Consider the following 16,466-nt stretch of genomic DNA (forward strand, 5'->3'; position numbering starts at 1 on the left):
TTCTGTGCCACTATCCCCAGATTGTGGTAGGTTATTGCCTGTCCGTAGCGCTCGTCGGACTCTTCCCAGATCTCCAGCGCTTTCCTGTAATATTGTTCCGCCTGTTCCCACTGTTGCTGTTCCCTTGCCAAGGTCCCCAGCTGACCGTAGGTCATTGCCTGTCCGTAGCGGTCATTGAATTCTTCGCAGATATCCTGTACTTTCCCGTAATATTGTTCTGCCTGCTCCCACTGCCGCCGTTCCTGTGCCAACATCCCTAGCTGGTAGTAAGTTGCTGTATAATAGTAGCTTTCGTTGAATTCTTCGAATATCTCCAACGCTGTTTTATAGTATTTTTCTGCCTGTTCCCACTTCTGCTGTTTTTGTGCCACCATCCCCAGCTGGTGGTAGGTCATCGCTTGAGTGTAACGATCGTCAGATTCTTCGTAGATCTCCAGCGCTTTCCTGTAATATTGTTCCGCCTGTTCCCACCTTCGTTGTTCCTCTGCCACGTTTCCCAAATTGTGGTAAGTTAATGCCTGAGAGGGGCGGTCGTTGAATTCTATTTTAATTTCCAGTGCTTTTTTATAATAGTGTTCTGCTTGTTCCCACTTCCGCCGTTTCTCTGCTACTCTCCCCAGCTGGTGGTATATCCTTGCCTGATTGTAGCGTTCGTTAAATTCTTTAAGAATCTCCAACGCTTTTTTGTAATACTGTTCTGCTTGTTCCCATTTCCGCTGTTCCTCTGCCACGTTTCCCAGCTGGTGATAGGCCCCTACCAGTTCATAAGAGTCGTCGAATTCTTCGTAGATCTTCAGCGTTTTTTTGTAATATTGTTCTGCCTGTTTCCACTGTCCCTGTGCCAGTGCTACTATTCCCAGCTGGTTGTAAGTTGATGCCTGACCGTAGCGGTCATTGAATTCTTTACAGATCTCCAACGCTTTTCTGTAGTATTTTTCTGACTGATCCCACTTCCGCTGTTCCCCTGCCACGTTTCCCAGCTGGTGGTAAATGCTCTCACTTATACGCCTCTTATCCTCCTCGCTGATATCTCGGATACCGTTGAGCATTTTCAGTGCCAATTCGTATGTTCTCCGGGAATCTTCGAGCCTTTTAAGGAGTAATTGGTGCCTTCCAATATCATCAATAATCGCAACGATTTCACTCGCCATCTGCTTATTGAGATCTTCAATTGGATACTTCTGTAGGACATCCCTGACGTACTCTCCCAGATCAAGTCCCTGGACATGTTTGTTCCTGGAATCCAGGAATCCTGAAATAGGCATATATATCGCCGTTATCAAACCCTTAATCTCCAGTGCCAAGTCAAGCGCCGAGAGGAGATTTTCGTACTCCAGGTCGACAAGAGCGATGCCGATCTTTCGTTCGTGGGCCTCTTTCGATTTGATCAATTTATAAAGATCAAAACCTGCTTCACGATACGCCTCTACAAACGCCGTATTGATCGCATCCTGGATTTCACGGGATTTTTTCTCCTTAAGACAGCTACGCAGAAAGAAGGGCAGGATCGGCTGCAATTTCCAGAACCCCGGCAGCCGGTCGTGCGGGCGGAGAAGACCCCAGTCGGCCGCTTCGCCGATCGCCTCCTGAAGACTGTCGAACGGGAGCTCCGCTGTCGCGGGCTGCTCGCAAAGCAGTTCCACGTATCTTTCGAAAATGGGTTCATAAATAACCGAGGTGAAGGGTGCCAGGCAGAGGAGCACGCGCTGCTGGTCTTCCGGGAGGTTACTAAAGGAGTACTTGACCGACTGTATGAGGCTCTCCGTCCTCCCTGTCGCCCCTCTCTTGTCGAGGGTTATATCACCTTTCCGCAGGCCCTCCAACACTTCCGACGGTTTTCGGCTCTTCAAGTTCGGCAGGATCACCTCCATCGCCATCGGATAACCATCAAGGAGCTTCAGGATCGTATTGAAGTCTTCGTCTTCGCAGTAGCCTTTATCGATCCTATTGCGCTCAAGAATCCGATCGGCAAGACTGGATGCAGCTTCGCGGTCGAGGCCGGGCAGGTCGTAGACATCGTCCGGGTGAAGCGGTCCGCCGTCACCAATCAGCCAGTCCTCCCTCCCCCTTGTACCGATCATGATGCATGTTTTCCCACCGGCGAGTTTTGTGAGGAAGGCGCGAAGCGCCTCCTGCTCCCCCGGGGGAAGGGCGTTCTGTGTCGTCGTCACGTCACTGGTGACTGACTCGAAGTTGTCAAGGATCAGAAGGTGAGGTTCCAAGCGTAGGATATCGACGATCATCTGCTGCTGGGCGACGGAGTTCAGAGGAACGAACTCTTCATAATATCGTGCATTACCTAGCACCTTCTTCGCGATGGCGTCCACGACCCGGCTGCATGTCCATGACCCTTCATCATACCCGAAGTACAAGACCTCGTCGACAAAACGCGTCTTCTGCCACCACGCCCCGAGGTGTTTAAGCAGTGTCGTCTTCCCGGCACCGCCGAGCCCTCGAATCATCACGATATTCCGCCGTCGATCGCCGTCCGTCCGGAGGAGGAGGTCTTCGATTGCAAGAATATCAATGTCCCTTCCAAAGAAACCGAACTCCGGATTTGGAAACGGATATGCATCTGCCCGTTCTGAATAATACGCAGCACGTTCCTCCGGTGTGAACTCTCTTAACTGTATATCTACATCCTGGTTCTGGTACAAGACCGGAAGCAACCAGTCTTCTAGGTCGATCTCCTGGTTGAAGTACGCCCTTCGTCCCTTTCGGTTATATAATTCCAGGCGGCCGGAGCGGACCGCAGCCAGGCAATCATTTCCGTCGAAAATATTTCTGTATAATCTCTCCATCAGGATCTTAGCGGCGCTGACTGTGATGCTGTAGCTCATCGCGACGACGAGCTGTGTGCCGGCTTGTGCGAGGTAACCCCCGAGGCTCGTCTCGCTGTCTCCCACCTGTTTTCCGGACTGGCACGCGTTTAGCACGGCGATGGGAATCTGGTGGAGTTTCAGGAGATCGGCAAGTTGACTGGCCTCGACGAAATCGGCAATCTTTCCGTCTTCACTCTCAAAAGAAATGAAGGCTTTATAGTTCTGGACCACTCCGTGCGTGTCGAAGTGGATGATATGATAGTACCCCTGATCGTTGTTTTCTTTGCGTACATTATCGAGGTAGGTACTAAGAGCCTTATAGGTTCTCGGGCGCAGAAGATCGATCTTCACGCGGAACTGCGACTGATCGATGAGCTCTACCAACGGCCGGGAGATGGTTCGATAATCAACATCCCGTTGTTTGTATGGACGTGCCGTGACGACGAGGATATTGAGGGTCGGGGACGGCCGGATTGTATACCTGTGAGGAATTGGTTTAAAATTCTTCCGCACCATAGAGGTTTCCAGCGAAAATGGCTTGGGAAGATTGGGATCTTTCAGCGCCTCCCAGTGAATGGCATGAAACGACGGTGAACCGGCGATCTCGAATCGAACCGTCCCGACACCGTTTCCGATATTATCCTTGTAATGCAGGTAGGCGTTCCGATCAGAGAAGACCTGGTTGAACAGCCTTTCACCATAACGTATTATACTCTTCGCCGCCTGGTCAGCCTGTTCTTCGTCGGTATAGGGATGTTCGAGATGCTCTTCGAAGTACCATTCCAGCAGCTCTTCTTCTTTTTCGGAGAACGGATTATGAATTGTGATGGGATATTCAGTGGAATTATCGAATATTACCTTTGCATTCCGGCCATCATCTCCGCTAGATTCCTGAATTCTGATAGTTGACATTATTGCTCCCCTGTTATGATTGCTCGAAACGCATCTGGTGAATAACGGATCATATATTCTGAATCTTCTATAAACTTTGGGCACGCTATCGTCCAGATGGTATTCGGGCCGCTGGCAGATCTGATAGGCGTTAGCAGCCCATTTTCCAGGCCAGTCCTAAAAAAAGAATTTTCGATATCAACCTGATAATCGGTCGTTTGCTTTCTCTAACAATTCCTTTGCTCCACCAAGGGATATCCCCATAGTTTCAGAAACGTTCCGAGGTATGGCATCATTTTCTGTCTCTTTCCACAACAGGGAAAGATTCAGTAAAGTGACTGCCATTGAATTAAGATCCTTAAATTCTAAAAATACCTCCAGTGCTTTCTTGTAGTATTTTTCTGCCTGCTCCCACTGCTTTTGTTCCTGTGCCACTCTTCCCAATTCATGGTATGTCAATGCCTGTTCGTAGTGGTCGTCGAATTCTATTTTTATCTCCAATGCTCTCTTATAGTATTCTTCCGCCTGCCCCCACTTCCGCTGTTCCTGCGCCACTATACCCAGCTGGTGGTAGGTTGATGCCTGTCCATAGTGATCGTTGAATTCTAAATTAAGCGCTTCCTTGTAGTATTTTTCTGCCTGCTCCCACTGCTGCTGTTTATGTTCCAATCTTCCCAACTGGTGGTAGGTCTTTGCCTGTGCGAAGCGGTCGTTGAATTCTTTGAATATCCCCAACGCTGTCTTGTAATATTTTTCTGCTTGTTCCAATTTCTGCTGTTCCTGTGCTACAAAACCCAACTGGTGGTAGGTCTTTGCCTGAGTGTAATGGTCGTTGAATTCTTCGAATATCTCCAGCGCTTTCCTGTAATATTGTTCCGCCTGTTCCCACTTCTGCTGTTTTTGTGCCACCATCCCCAGTTGATGGTAGGTTGATGCTTGTTCGTAGCGGTCATTGAATTCTAGATCAACCTCTAGCGCTTTCCTGTAATATTTTTCCGCCTCCTTCCACTTCTGCTGTTCCTGCGCCACTATACCCAGTTGATGGTAGGTTGATGCTTGTTCGTAGCGGTTGTTGAATTCTATATCAATCTCCAGCGCTTTCCTGTAATATTGTTCCGCCTCCTTCCACTTTCGCTGTTCCTGTGCCACGTTCCCCAGCTGATGGTATGTTGATGCTTGTTCGTAGCGGTTGTTGAGTTCTATATCAATCTCCAGTGCTGTCTTGTAATATTTTTCTGCCTGCTCCCATTTCTGCTGTTCCTGTGCTACAAAACCAATATTGTGGTAGATCTTTGCCTGTTCGTAGCGGTCGTTGAATTCTATATCAATCTCCAGCGCTTTCCTGTAGTACTTTTCTGCCTGTTTCAACCGCCGCTGTTCCTGTGCCACTATGCCAAGTTGGTGGTAGGTTTTTGCTTGTTCGTGGCGGTCGTTGAACTCTAGATCAATCTCCAGTGCTGTCTTGTAATATTTTTCCGTCTCCTTCCATTTTCGCTGTTCCTGTGCCACTCTCCCTAATTGGTGGTAGATCTTTGCCTGTTCGTAGCGATCATTGAATTCTTCACAGATCTCCAGCGCTTTCTTGTAGCATTTTTCTGCCTGCTCCCATTTTCGCTGTTCCTGCGCCACTCTTCCTAGTTGGTGATAAATATTCGCGCTTAGACGTAACTTTTCATCCTCGCTGATATGTTGAATGTCTTTAAGCATTTTCAGTGCCAAATTACATGATTTCCGGGAATTTTCGATCTTTTTAAGGTCTAATTGACACCTTCCAATTTCATCACTAATCCCAATTATTTCAATCGCTATCTGTTCATTGAGATCTTCAAATGGGTACTTCCGCAGGACATTCAGGATATACTCTCCAAGAGCAAGCCTCTTGACATGCCTGTTCCTGGCATCCAGATATTCTGAAATCGGCCCATATATCCCCACTATCGATCCCCTCCTCTCCAGCGCCAGGTTCAGCGCCGAGAGGAGGTTTTCGTACTCAAGGTGGACAAGATCGAGGCCGGATTTCCGTTCATGGGCTTCTTTCGAATCGATCTTTCTAGAAAGATCAGAACCAGCTTCATAATAAGTCTCAACAAATGCCGTATTGATTGCATCCTGAATTTCAGGGGATTTTTTCTCTTTGAGACGGCTGCGTAGGAAGTAGGGCAGGATGGGCTGCAGTTTCCATAACCCTGGCAACTGGTCGTTCTGGCGGAGGAGACCCCAGTCGGCCGCCACGTCGATCACTTCCCGAATGTTTTCGAACGTGAGCTGCGTTGTCGCGGGCTGCTCACACAACCGTTTAATGTATATTTCAAGAATGTTTTTGTGAATAACCGAGGTGAAGGGCGCCAGGCAGAGAAGTACGTCCTGTTGATCTTCCGGGAGGTTACTAAAGGAGTATTCGACCGACTGGATGAGACTCTCCGTCCTCCCGGTCACTCCTTTCCTGTCGAGGGTTATGTCACCTTCTTTTAAGGCATCCAGTACTTCCGTCGGTTTCCGGCTCTTCAGGTTCGGCAGGATCACCTCCATTGCCATAGGATAACCGTCGAGCAGCTTCAGGATCGTATTGAAGTCTTCGTCTTCGAGGTAACCTTTATCGATCTTATTGCGCTCAAGAATCCGATCGACAAGACTGGATGCAGCTTCGCGGTCGAGGCCGGGCAGGTCGTAAACATCGTCCGGGTGAAGCGGTCCGCCGTCACCAATCAGCCAGTCCTCCCTCCCCCTTGTACCGATCATGATGCATGTTTTCCCACCGGCGAGTTTTGTGAGGAAGGCGCGAAGCGCCTCCTGCTCCCCCGGGGAAAGGGCGTTCTGTGTCGTCGTCACGTCACTGGTGACTGACTCGAAGTTGTCAAGGATCAGAAGGTGAGGTTCCAAGCGTAGGATATCGACGATCATCTGCTGCTGGGCGACGGGTTTCAACGGATCGAACTCTGCATAATAACGTGCATCGCCGAGCACCTTCCGGGCGATATCGTCCACGATTTGATCACATGTCCATGTCCCTTCATCATACCCAAAGTATGCAACATCATCGACGAAACGCGTCTTCTGCCACCAGGCCCCGAGGTGCTTCAGCAGTGTCGTCTTCCCGGCACCACCGAGCCCGCGAATCATCAAGATATTCCGCCTTTGATCGCCGTCCGCCCGAAGGAGGTGACCTTCGATCAATAGGGTTTTCAGCATCCACAATACCCGCCTTAGTCGATCGCTGTCCGTCCGGAAGAGGAGGTCTTCGATGGCAAGAATATCGATGTCCCTTCCGAAGAAACCGAATTCAGGGGTTGGAAACGGATATGCATTCGCTCTCTCTGAATCATACTCGGCACGTTCCTCCGGTGTGAACTCTCCCAACCGCAGGTCTACATCCTGGTTCTGGTAGACGACCGGAAGCAACCAGTCCTCCAGATTTATCTCCAGGTTGAAGTCTGCCTGTCTTCCCTTGTGGTTATATAACTCCAGGCGACCGGAGCGTACCGCGGTCAGACCGTCTTTTCCATCGAAGAGATCTTTGTATAATCTCTCCATTAGGATCTCGGCGGCGCTGACTGTGATGCTGTAGCTCATCGCGACGACGAGCTGCGTGCCGGTCTGTGCAAGGTAGCTCCCGAGGCTCGTCTCGCTGGCACCAACCTGTTTTCCTGACTGGCACGCGTTTAGCACGGCGATGGGAATCTGGTGGAGTTTCAGGAGATCGGCAAGTTCACTGGCCTCGACATAGTCGGCTTTCTCCCCGTCCATACTCTCGAAAAACATGAAGGCTTTAAACCCGTTGTACCTTTCAATATCGTTCCTTCCATACTGTTTTTGGAATAATTCCAAGGAAATTCTGTGCTCTTTTTGTATAAGTTGCCGGAGATTGTCATAGTCCAGAAGCGCTCCGTGCGTGTCGAAGTGGATGATATGATAGTACCCCTGCCTGTTGTTTTCATTGCGTATCTTCTTGAGGTGCGTACTGAGGGCCTTATAGGTCCTCGGGCGCAGAATATCGATCTTCACTGGGAGCTGTGACTTTTCTATGAGTTCTACCAGTGGGCGGGAAACCGTTCGATATCCGGCATCCCGGTGTTTATATGGACGCGCCGTGACGACGAGGATGTTGAGGGTCGGGGATGGCCTGATTGTGTAAGGTTCGAGAGGTGGTTCATCATTCTTTCGCACTTTCTCAACATTCTTCCGCACCATCGAGGATTCCAGCGAAAACGGCTTGGAATGTTTGGGATCTTTCAGCGCTTCCCAATGAATAGCATGAAAAGAGGGTGAGCCGACGATTTCGAATAGGATCGTCCCGATACCGTCTTTGGTAATATTCTTATAATAATTGTAGACATCCTCATTTTGCTCAGAAAAGATCTGATTGAATAGCCTTTCACCATAATGTTGTATACTATTTACGGCCTGATCAGCCTGTTCTTCGTCAGTAAAAGGGTACCTGAAATGCTCTTCGAAGTACCATTCCAGCCGTTTTTCTTCTTTCTTGGAGAAAGGATTATGAATAGAAACTGGATATTCAGTGGAATTATCGAATATTACTTTTGCATTCTGGTCATCGTCTCCGCTAAATTCTTGAATTCTAATAGTTGACATTATTGCTCCCCAGTTATGATTGCTCAAAATGGATCTGATGAATAATAGATCATATATTCTGGATCTTCTATAAGCTTTAGGCGTGAATCTTTACTATCAAAGGTTTCCGGATCAAAGTGTCGACAAGATTTTCTGTCTGAAGGAATGGGATAATACAGGATTATCATGGAATTCTTCTTTGAAGGAGGGCCAGTATTGCAATACTAACCATCTGTTAATAGACTATTTACGACGAGGAGGACAATATTTGAACACTCCCTTTTTCTCCGTCACGTGCACAAGGATTCTACTCGACACACCTTTATAAGATTATATTAAGTTATTTGAGAGAATGCCACCACTCCATTTAATATTACTGGCCAGGATAATCCGGTTTGCAGAAATATACCCCATTGAACAATTTTTGGTTTGTCTACAAACATAATATTTTGGTAAATATAAGGAATGATTGCAAGAGCAATAATCAATGAAATAACGATAACTCCAATAGAGATAGTAAAGCTCACGCTACCATCTTTCAAATAGTTTAATAACGTACTGCTTAAAAAAACACCAAAGAATGTAAAAATATACATGCTAATCTGTTCTATGAGAGTTAGTTTTTTAGAATTTTCAGGTTCGAAACGAGAATCTTTTTCAGGAATTTTAGGGGTGCTAACACCTCCACCACCGCGAGTTCCACCAAAAGTTTTAAGCCTTGAAGAATCAGCATCTCCCATAATCGGAATTTCCGGATTAAATTCTATCAGGCCGTTTTCTTTCATAAATTTCTCTTTTGCCAATTCACGACGATGATTTAGGTCAAAGTAACCTGCCATTAATTATCCTCCAATAAAATAGGAGTTAATCTGATTATGTAGCATATAATTTTCTATTTTATCGCGGTGTATGTAATGCAAGATGGAAGTTTTGCATAGCGATCTTCAAATAGCCCTCTGAAGCAGGTCTCATCTTTATCTCTATGAGCCTCATTCTGGAGGAACATGAAGTATCACTATCCTAGTGGGCGCCTGCTCGGTGCGATCTCTGAATCCCAGGCAGATGTGATCTGAGGCGCCCTGTAGGAGGATTCCCTGACAAATACTTCGATCTAATAGTGCTCTTCACCGGGCCGGACCCCTGCTGAGATTATCAAGAGTTCTAAGCAGTGAAAGTTGCAGGTTGGATCATCTGGTCTTCTGTAGGGGTCATAAAAACAAGAAAAAAGGCTGAAATCCCCTTTTACCAAAAGTTCTTTTGCAACGAATAGAGTGGCTTAAAAATTCTTCTGGTTTCTAAGGAATTTTTATGTTATAGTGAAAGATATTATTACAAAGAACGGGAGAAAAAAGTTATGCAAAAACAGCTGACAGCTATTATTGAAAAGGAAGACGACGGCTATGTTTCATTATGCCCTGAATATGACATTGCAAGCCAGGGCAGTACAGTAGAAGAAGCCCGTAAAAACCTTCATGAGGCTTTACAGCTCTTTTTTGAAACTGCATCCCCGCAGGAGATCCGGTCACGGTTCCATGGGGAGATTTATATCACACGGATGGATGTGGCTTTTGGCTAAACTTCGTGTACTATCTGGAAAGGAAGTCTGTAATATTCTCTCAAAACATGGTTTTTCAGAAGTCAGGCAGAAAGGGAGTCATATAATAATGCAGAAAAATATTCCGGGTTCGACAATTACAGTTCCTGTTCCAAACCATAATGAAATTCGTAGTGGTACACTGCAATCAATCATAAGACAGTCGGGAATTCAAAGGACTGAATTTGAATGATTTTTTGCCTGAGATGCATCATAGATTTTCCGGAGAGCAGATCTAAAATAATTTGAGTGTGTAGCTAGCTTCCTCACCGGGGGCGAGGAGGAATGAATTCTCTTTTTTTTGTGTACCGGCCGGGATTGCTCGCTCTCGCACTAACTCTTCGAGTAAGTGCTTCGCATGAAACAAGTTCATGCTTAATTCCGGAACCTTTCAGGCTTCCGGCGAGCTTCGCAACACCGGCCTTGTTTTTTCCGGCTGAGCTGGTTTGTATTACGCCCGCAGGGGCCTTGACTTGTCGTCTCGGCCCCTGCCGGCTGTGTGAATGGCCCGCCGCTTCGCGAAATTCTTCGAATATCGCTTGCGGCTGTTTGCTCTCAAAAATTAATAAGAATTGATATTTTTATCTTCGTCTTCGATAATACTTAGTTGAATAGGAATTGTGAGTTTTTCCCTTTCTTCATTTGAATTCCTGTGGTTTTCCTCGATATAAATTGCTAATGAAAGATACATTAAAGCAGAACGTGCTAATTTTAGAATTTTTAGGGTTTTATTCTTTAAATCACTGTTATTTATAGAATATGCTAAACGATCTTTCCCATATATGTTATATGGATTATCATTGTCTATCAAAAAGTAATCTGAGTGAATTTTTACATATTTATGCTCTAATGAGTGCCTTATATTTTTTAATTCCTCAGATTCTGGTTCTATTGAATCTATAAATTCTTCATCTTTAGAATGTAGATCTTTACTTAACCAAAACAAACCTCTTAATGGCAGATTATTTTTATTGTAGAATTCACCTCCTTTTTCAATGAGCATTTTTCCATTCTTTTTTGTCCGCCAAATGTTGTTGAAAGAAATATTCTCCTTTCCTCCATGTCCTAATTTAAAGTAATAATTTATAAAAAATGCAATTTTATCAAATATGGAATATGCCATTCTATATGCAATTTTAATTTTTTCAATGTTTAATCCATATTTTAGTGAATCTTCTGTATCAAATATCACATCAATGTCAGAAAAATGAACACTTTCTTGAATTGAACCTTCATAAAACAAGTATCTGGCTGATACATATTCTTGTTTCATTTGATTAAAAAATCCCTGATACTGGGGGCCTTTTTTTGATTTTGTTGTAATCGAAGGTGGCATCAAAACATCATTCGCAGCAATGGGGTAGATTCCAAGATCATTTAATGGATTAAGAAAAAGTCGGTTTTTTAGGGCCCATTTCCTGTATTCAATTTCTTCTCGTGATTTCCCAAGTTCAAAGGAAGTTAGATCAACTTCTCTATTCAATCTCTCTTCAGAGTAATAGTTTTCCAATTTTTCTATAGATGATTTAAAAAATGCTTTTGCTTCTGGATCTATTTCTCCGTTTAATGATTCCTTTAGCAAGCTATATACAAAAGTTAAGAAAACGGCTTTATGATCATTATCATAGAGGGATGTTAAATAGTAATTTAAGGTGAGTCCTTTATTCCCTTTTGCCATTAAGAAATCAGAATCAATCTCCAATGCTCTGTCAAAACATTCAACTGCTTCGATTGTTCGTCCGATTGTAGAAAGAGCATTTCCATAATTTGTTAATATTTGACATTTACGAAAAGTTGATGCTCTTCCAGTTTCTTTTAAAAAACCGTATTTAAATGAATACCTTATGTTCGTTATTATTTTTTTAAATTCTTCTTGTTCCCAAGTCCATTGTTCATCATAATTGGTTCTTGAGACGATGTTTTTATTCGACCAAATATTTGATATAAAATAATGCAATTCAGCTTTTTGTTTATCATTTAGGTCTCGGTCAAAAAGTTCTTTAGATAATATTTCCGCATGATCTAATCCATCTATTTTATTTAAATCATGAGAGGCATCAACTAATTTTGCGATTATTTCCAATGCCTCCTCTTCATTATAAGCACTTAAATTTTCAATTTTTAAATATTCATCATATAGTCTGTTTGCTTCTTTCAGATTTTTTTCATCCATTGGTTTACCTCGTTATTTGTCCTTCTTCCCATCCTTCCAAAAAATCCAGATATTATAAAACTGAACACCAAACAAAAGAATGATGCCGATGATCTGGCCCCAGTAGACAACCAATATGGCATAGTAGTTCTCGGGGACTGCTACATATGATAAAACAACGCAAAGCAGTACTAAAATTGCGAAACGGAAAATCCATTCCATAGGATAAAAGATTTCTCTGATTTGGTGTTGGGTGATCATAACTGATTCTTAATTCTAAGTTATGATAAGAATTTTTGATCAGCTCTGAAAGTAAATTTTAATTTTAAGAATTCTCAAAAAACAGCCAAGTATCCAAAAAAAGCCCAAATCACCGTTTTTTCGATCCACACAGAAGCCTCAGAATGGATTAATTCATGTCCCGAAGGGTTAAACATCGTCTGAGAAATTTAAGGGGCTCTACGGGCCGATATGAAAATCAATAAACCGGGTTTTAATCCTAAAAATATCAGAAATTATGCCGTCTTTCAGAACAACACATCAACCAGGTAAAATCCGATCTCAAAAAAGCCCGAAAGAAGCCCAAAATAAGCTTATTTTCCCCGGAAAGGGAGTCGGAAAGACTCCATCTCCCCGGTGTTCGAAATTCTGTTCAGGCGAGCTCGGTTACGGTGTCGGCCCAGGTCTCGACAGCGGCCAGGATGGCGTCGTCCTCGTAGGAACTGACCCTGACTTTGTCGCGGCTGAAGGTGACATAATAGGTCTCGCCGTTTGCGTCATGGCACTTGAGCTGGCAGGAATAGGTATCACTGTCTGCATCGCGGACGGGATCGCCGCCGACTGCAACGGCAAGATCCGCATCTGCGAGGATTGCGCCGGCAGCACTGCTCATTGAAGAAACACTGGAGCATTTGACGGAAAGAATTCCGGCCTGTTCTGCCGCATTATCCTCGAAGACGATCTTTGCGGTATAGCTCTCGCGGTTGATCTCAACCCCGTCATGTGACACACCGCTCTGAGTGTAAGAGGTGCAGCCGAAGGGGTTGTCATTGATCACCGACTGGACGATACTCTGGAAAGTTGCAACGTCTGCGATGGAGGCTGCAAGCTCACGAGTGGCCGACTTGGTGTTGGTAGTTTCGATGAAATCTGCCATGCATATTATATTACTCACAGTAATATATTAATATATTTGTATCACCGATAGTAATTCATGAGTGATGCTAAATCCGCCCGCGAGATGCTTGTCGAGGTGGCTACTGATGTAAAATGGATCAGGGGGTCTCTTGATGAGATTAAGGAGACGCACGATGAGCTTGAAGGCCGGGTCCGGGAGCTCGAAGGGTGGCGGCGGGAGCAGGACGCCGCCGGCAATTCCTCCGACAGAAGGGAGTCACGGTTCAGTCTCGGGGCCTTGTTTTTAAGATTTCTTGGGTTGTGAAACCTAACAAAAGAACAAATTATGTGGGAAGATTGTTATTTCTCATTTGAATTCCATGATAATACTCAATTTTATCGATTCCCTCAGGATAAATTCCTTTTTCGATCACATGTACTACAAAAAGATCAGTTTTTGTTTTTGAACAAAATCGGCGGAGTACTTCTAAATTATTTAGTGACTCCTTTTCAAGGTCTCCAATAATATAGACAGTGCCTGGTATTGTATTAGCATCTAATTTTAAGTTAGATAGCTTAATAATAGGATGATTCAATGGGCTTACTTGCGTGTCAGTCACATTTTCAAGAGATGGATCATCAGTGGCTAAAAGTTCAAAGCCATCACTGAACAGACCATTCATCAGATCTTGAAATCCAGCATAAGTTATGCCCCCACCACCTCGTGGTATATTACAGTAAACATTAACGAGTTCTTGCCAGAATCTAAGTAATTCTTCATATCCAGAAGTTAATTCTTGCTGGTCCAGATCAGCAAAAGGTAAAAGTGACTGACAATCTTTTGAATGAAAGAGATTACAGCGAAATTTAACATATTGATTATCTATAAAATAATCTATCGAAGTGCAATTATTAATGGCAGGGAAATATTTATTCAGAGGAATTGTTTTATTAATTTCTTCTAAAGCTCTTCTGAACCATTTCACCTCTCCTTCTCTTCCTTGAAGAGGATATTTTTCACTTAAAAGAGATTCAAGGCTTAAAAATAAATTCCGATACGCTTCAAAGATGTTAGTACTTATTTTTGATAGATGATAATAACGAAAGGCTGGATTCCACTTTACTTCAGCTTTAGGTGGAGAAGGAACCTCTTTACCATCTCGGAAAACTGTTGCAGATGCTGTGACATTAAAGGAAAATATAACCATTGTAACTAAACGGATTACAAACTTATCCTTTGTTTTGAAGAGAACGGTATAAATGTCATTATCATTATTTATACTCATATTTTCTTTTCTTGTCACAGAAACCAGATCTAAATATTTTTGACATATTTCATATCCCTGGTTTAAGATATCATCCGGTTGGATATTCTCTATAGATCTTGCAATAATAGAAGGTTGACCCTCTATAACTTCGATTTCCCATTTATTATCCTCAGATGAATAGATCTGACTTAATGGACTAGGTTTTGATAAATTGAAGCAAACGCCACTACTATAAATCTTACCACCGTTTGTGGGAGAGCCTTCAGCACCTCCAATATAGATATCACCTATTCGAGCCATGATTATCAATTTAGAGAATTTATGTTCATAGACTTAAGAATTTCTGTTACTTCCCAGATCAAATAAATTAATTTTATTACTGGCTTTCAGAACCCCATTTCGCTATGAGCTTTTTTCCGTGCCTTGCTCCGACCTGGAATCAGCAAAACAGGCGGTCTGCCGTGATGATACCGACATTTCCCTCCTGACACGTGCAGAACGCCACTTACATTGCTAAAGAAAAAATAATTGAAATCAAAGCTTCGCCAAAATTGCCTTATCAGTCGCCCCCTTCAAATCTAATAATAATGATTGTTTTTTTGTTTCACCATCTGTTTGGGTTTTTAAATCTGTAGTATTTTTTCTTGCTGAGTGTTTCAACCTATTGTTAAATTCGCGCATTTCTTTAATTTTATTTTGGCTCATTCCAGTCAATCTACTGGCTGCAATATCGAATTTGTCATTAGATAGATTAGTATCTAAATTAACTGCTTTCTCTAATGCTGGATATAGCAATTTATAGCAAGGTAAATAATCTATAGCATTAAGTGCGTCTTGATAAGATTTTATTGCTTGAATGAGATTGCTATCTTTTAGACTTCTGTTTTGGGAATCAAAAATATTTAAAGAAAGCAACTTTTTCACAGTCTCGAATACTGCTTTCTCATCGATTTTTATTTTATCTAATAAGCAGCATTCAACTTCTGCACTTAAATTCATAGTGATGAAAATCTCTTTAATTGGAATTTGAGCATCAGAAACTTTTTCCTCTCTCGTATCTGTCACATATTCCACTTTATTTAAATGGTGACTCATCTTAGTAGAAAACAGATAATATCTTCCCATATGTAAAGAGCATGATATTAGAAAAATCTCTGCCGCTCGATTTATTTCTTTTTTTGAATTATGATTATACTTAAGCCCCAGTATTGTTGCATTGTTGATGATGAACTGATGTTCGGATCGAGGGTCTACTCGATTATTATCTACAGGATTATTATCTACAGGATTATTTTCTACAGTAATCATTCCAGAATCATTATCAAAAGAAATTTCTCCAGAGGTCTTGCATTCAGAAGTTGCAAAATTATTAATGTATCCAAGAGTAGAGTAAATTTTTAACTCTGGAATATTTTTTTTCAATATAGCCAACTCAATTTATACTTAATTCCTTCTGCTTATTATATCATTCTTCAAATTCTTTCAAATCCAAGGGAGTGGGATTTTATCATCCGGTATTGGAGATTAAAGCCATTCAGCCTTAGGCTGCCCGGGCTGTGAATCAACGCCCCTCATCACCCCACTTAACCACAAGTTTTTTCCCGAGCCTCGTTCCCACCCGGCTGAACTTGATGTCAAGCCGGCGGTCGTACTCAAGAATTCCTCTCTCCCGGAGCTGGTCGCAGGCGGCCCGGATCTCGGCAAGTCCCGGCGGCGGATCTTCATCCCGGAGAAATTGTTGCAGGTCCTCGTAATACACCGGGGCCTTGAACCTCCGGGCCGACCAGCACCCGAAAGCGGCAAGGAAGGAGAGAGCCGCCAGGCGTTCGAGCTGCAGGTGACGGCAGAGGGAGGATACTACAGTATCGATATCCCACATGTCGAGGGCCGCCACCTCATCAAGCAGCGAAGAGAGGGCGGTTTTTTCTTCGGTTGCCCGGGCAGCCTTCTCCGGAGCTGGTGTTTCTCCCGGGGCCCCTTCATCCGCAGGCCGGGGCCGTTCTCTCAGGTCCGCCGCGATCTTCGCCGCGAGATCGTTTGTATCGATGAGAACC

General features: G+C 43.8%; 12 protein-coding genes. 3 read left to right on the top strand and 9 right to left on the bottom strand.

Annotated features, from left to right (window positions below; genetic code table 11):
• The 3 genes from METPAY_RS08185 to METPAY_RS08195 all read right to left on the bottom strand — a co-directional run.
• On the bottom strand, positions 1–3,734 hold a 3,734-nt coding region (locus METPAY_RS08185), incomplete at its 3' end, for a tetratricopeptide repeat protein (RefSeq protein ID WP_052418738.1).
• 177 nt (positions 3,735–3,911) lie between these two features.
• Positions 3,912–8,303 (bottom strand): tetratricopeptide repeat protein, encoded by a 4,392-nt coding sequence (locus tag METPAY_RS08190; RefSeq protein WP_052418739.1) that lies wholly within the window; start codon positions 8,301–8,303, stop codon positions 3,912–3,914.
• 314 nt (positions 8,304–8,617) lie between these two features.
• The gene (locus tag METPAY_RS08195) at positions 8,618–9,121 is read right to left on the bottom strand and encodes a hypothetical protein (RefSeq protein WP_048151184.1); all 504 of its coding nucleotides are present in this window, start codon (positions 9,119–9,121) and stop codon (positions 8,618–8,620) included.
• Between the two features lie 515 nt (positions 9,122–9,636).
• On the opposite strand from METPAY_RS08195, the gene METPAY_RS08200 reads away from it, so the two are divergent.
• Positions 9,637–9,858 (top strand): type II toxin-antitoxin system HicB family antitoxin, encoded by a 222-nt coding sequence (locus METPAY_RS08200; protein ID WP_048151186.1) that lies wholly within the window; start codon positions 9,637–9,639, stop codon positions 9,856–9,858.
• A complete protein-coding gene (locus tag METPAY_RS14670) occupies positions 9,842–10,069 on the top strand; it encodes a type II toxin-antitoxin system HicA family toxin (RefSeq protein ID WP_211251525.1) in 228 nt (75 codons plus the stop codon). Before METPAY_RS08200 ends, METPAY_RS14670 begins: the two co-directional genes overlap by 17 nt.
• 369 nt (positions 10,070–10,438) lie before the next feature.
• On the opposite strand, the gene METPAY_RS08205 is transcribed toward METPAY_RS14670, so the two are convergent.
• From METPAY_RS08205 to METPAY_RS08215, 3 genes are all read right to left on the bottom strand, one after another.
• The gene (locus METPAY_RS08205) at positions 10,439–12,049 is read right to left on the bottom strand and encodes an LA2681 family HEPN domain-containing protein (RefSeq protein ID WP_052418740.1); all 1,611 of its coding nucleotides are present in this window, start codon (positions 12,047–12,049) and stop codon (positions 10,439–10,441) included.
• 12 nt (positions 12,050–12,061) lie between these two features.
• The gene (locus METPAY_RS08210; RefSeq protein ID WP_157199038.1) at positions 12,062–12,250 is read right to left on the bottom strand and encodes a hypothetical protein; all 189 of its coding nucleotides are present in this window, start codon (positions 12,248–12,250) and stop codon (positions 12,062–12,064) included.
• Between the two features lie 430 nt (positions 12,251–12,680).
• Complete coding sequence (locus METPAY_RS08215) at positions 12,681–13,184, bottom strand: hypothetical protein (protein WP_048151190.1); 504 nt, start codon at positions 13,182–13,184, stop codon at positions 12,681–12,683.
• A gap of 57 nt (positions 13,185–13,241) precedes the next feature.
• Here METPAY_RS08215 and METPAY_RS08220 point away from each other — a divergent pair, with 57 nt between their 5' ends.
• Positions 13,242–13,469, top strand: a complete 228-nt coding sequence (locus METPAY_RS08220) for a hypothetical protein (RefSeq protein ID WP_048151192.1) — start codon at positions 13,242–13,244, stop codon at positions 13,467–13,469.
• Positions 13,470–13,488: 19 nt separating this feature from the next.
• On the opposite strand, the gene METPAY_RS08225 is transcribed toward METPAY_RS08220, so the two are convergent.
• From METPAY_RS08225 to METPAY_RS15120, 3 genes are all read right to left on the bottom strand, one after another.
• A complete protein-coding gene (locus METPAY_RS08225; RefSeq protein WP_048151194.1) occupies positions 13,489–14,712 on the bottom strand; it encodes a hypothetical protein in 1,224 nt (407 codons plus the stop codon).
• A gap of 234 nt (positions 14,713–14,946) precedes the next feature.
• Complete coding sequence (locus METPAY_RS08230; RefSeq protein WP_048151196.1) at positions 14,947–15,843, bottom strand: hypothetical protein; 897 nt, start codon at positions 15,841–15,843, stop codon at positions 14,947–14,949.
• Positions 15,844–15,973: 130 nt separating this feature from the next.
• A partial coding sequence (locus tag METPAY_RS15120; protein ID WP_048151199.1) for a hypothetical protein occupies positions 15,974–16,466 on the bottom strand: 493 nt, incomplete at its 5' end.

Source organism: Methanolacinia paynteri (genome assembly GCF_000784355.1).
GTDB classification, from domain to species: Archaea; Halobacteriota; Methanomicrobia; order Methanomicrobiales; family Methanomicrobiaceae; genus Methanolacinia; species Methanolacinia paynteri.

What these genes read in the sequence shown, in the direction of transcription:
- METPAY_RS08190 (WP_052418739.1), bottom strand. Translation starts at nt 8,303, where the DNA reads ATGTCAACTATTAGAATTCAAGAATTTAGCGGAGACGATGACCAGAAT.
- METPAY_RS08210 (WP_157199038.1), bottom strand. Translation starts at nt 12,250, where the DNA reads ATGGAATGGATTTTCCGTTTCGCAATTTTAGTACTGCTTTGCGTTGTT.
- METPAY_RS08195 (WP_048151184.1), bottom strand. Translation starts at nt 9,121, where the DNA reads ATGGCAGGTTACTTTGACCTAAATCATCGTCGTGAATTGGCAAAAGAG.
- METPAY_RS14670 (WP_211251525.1), top strand. Translation starts at nt 9,842, where the DNA reads ATGTGGCTTTTGGCTAAACTTCGTGTACTATCTGGAAAGGAAGTCTGT.
- METPAY_RS08215 (WP_048151190.1), bottom strand. Translation starts at nt 13,184, where the DNA reads ATGGCAGATTTCATCGAAACTACCAACACCAAGTCGGCCACTCGTGAG.
- METPAY_RS08205 (WP_052418740.1), bottom strand. Translation starts at nt 12,049, where the DNA reads ATGGATGAAAAAAATCTGAAAGAAGCAAACAGACTATATGATGAATAT.
- METPAY_RS08220 (WP_048151192.1), top strand. Translation starts at nt 13,242, where the DNA reads ATGAGTGATGCTAAATCCGCCCGCGAGATGCTTGTCGAGGTGGCTACT.
- METPAY_RS08200 (WP_048151186.1), top strand. Translation starts at nt 9,637, where the DNA reads ATGCAAAAACAGCTGACAGCTATTATTGAAAAGGAAGACGACGGCTAT.
- METPAY_RS08225 (WP_048151194.1), bottom strand. Translation starts at nt 14,712, where the DNA reads ATGGCTCGAATAGGTGATATCTATATTGGAGGTGCTGAAGGCTCTCCC.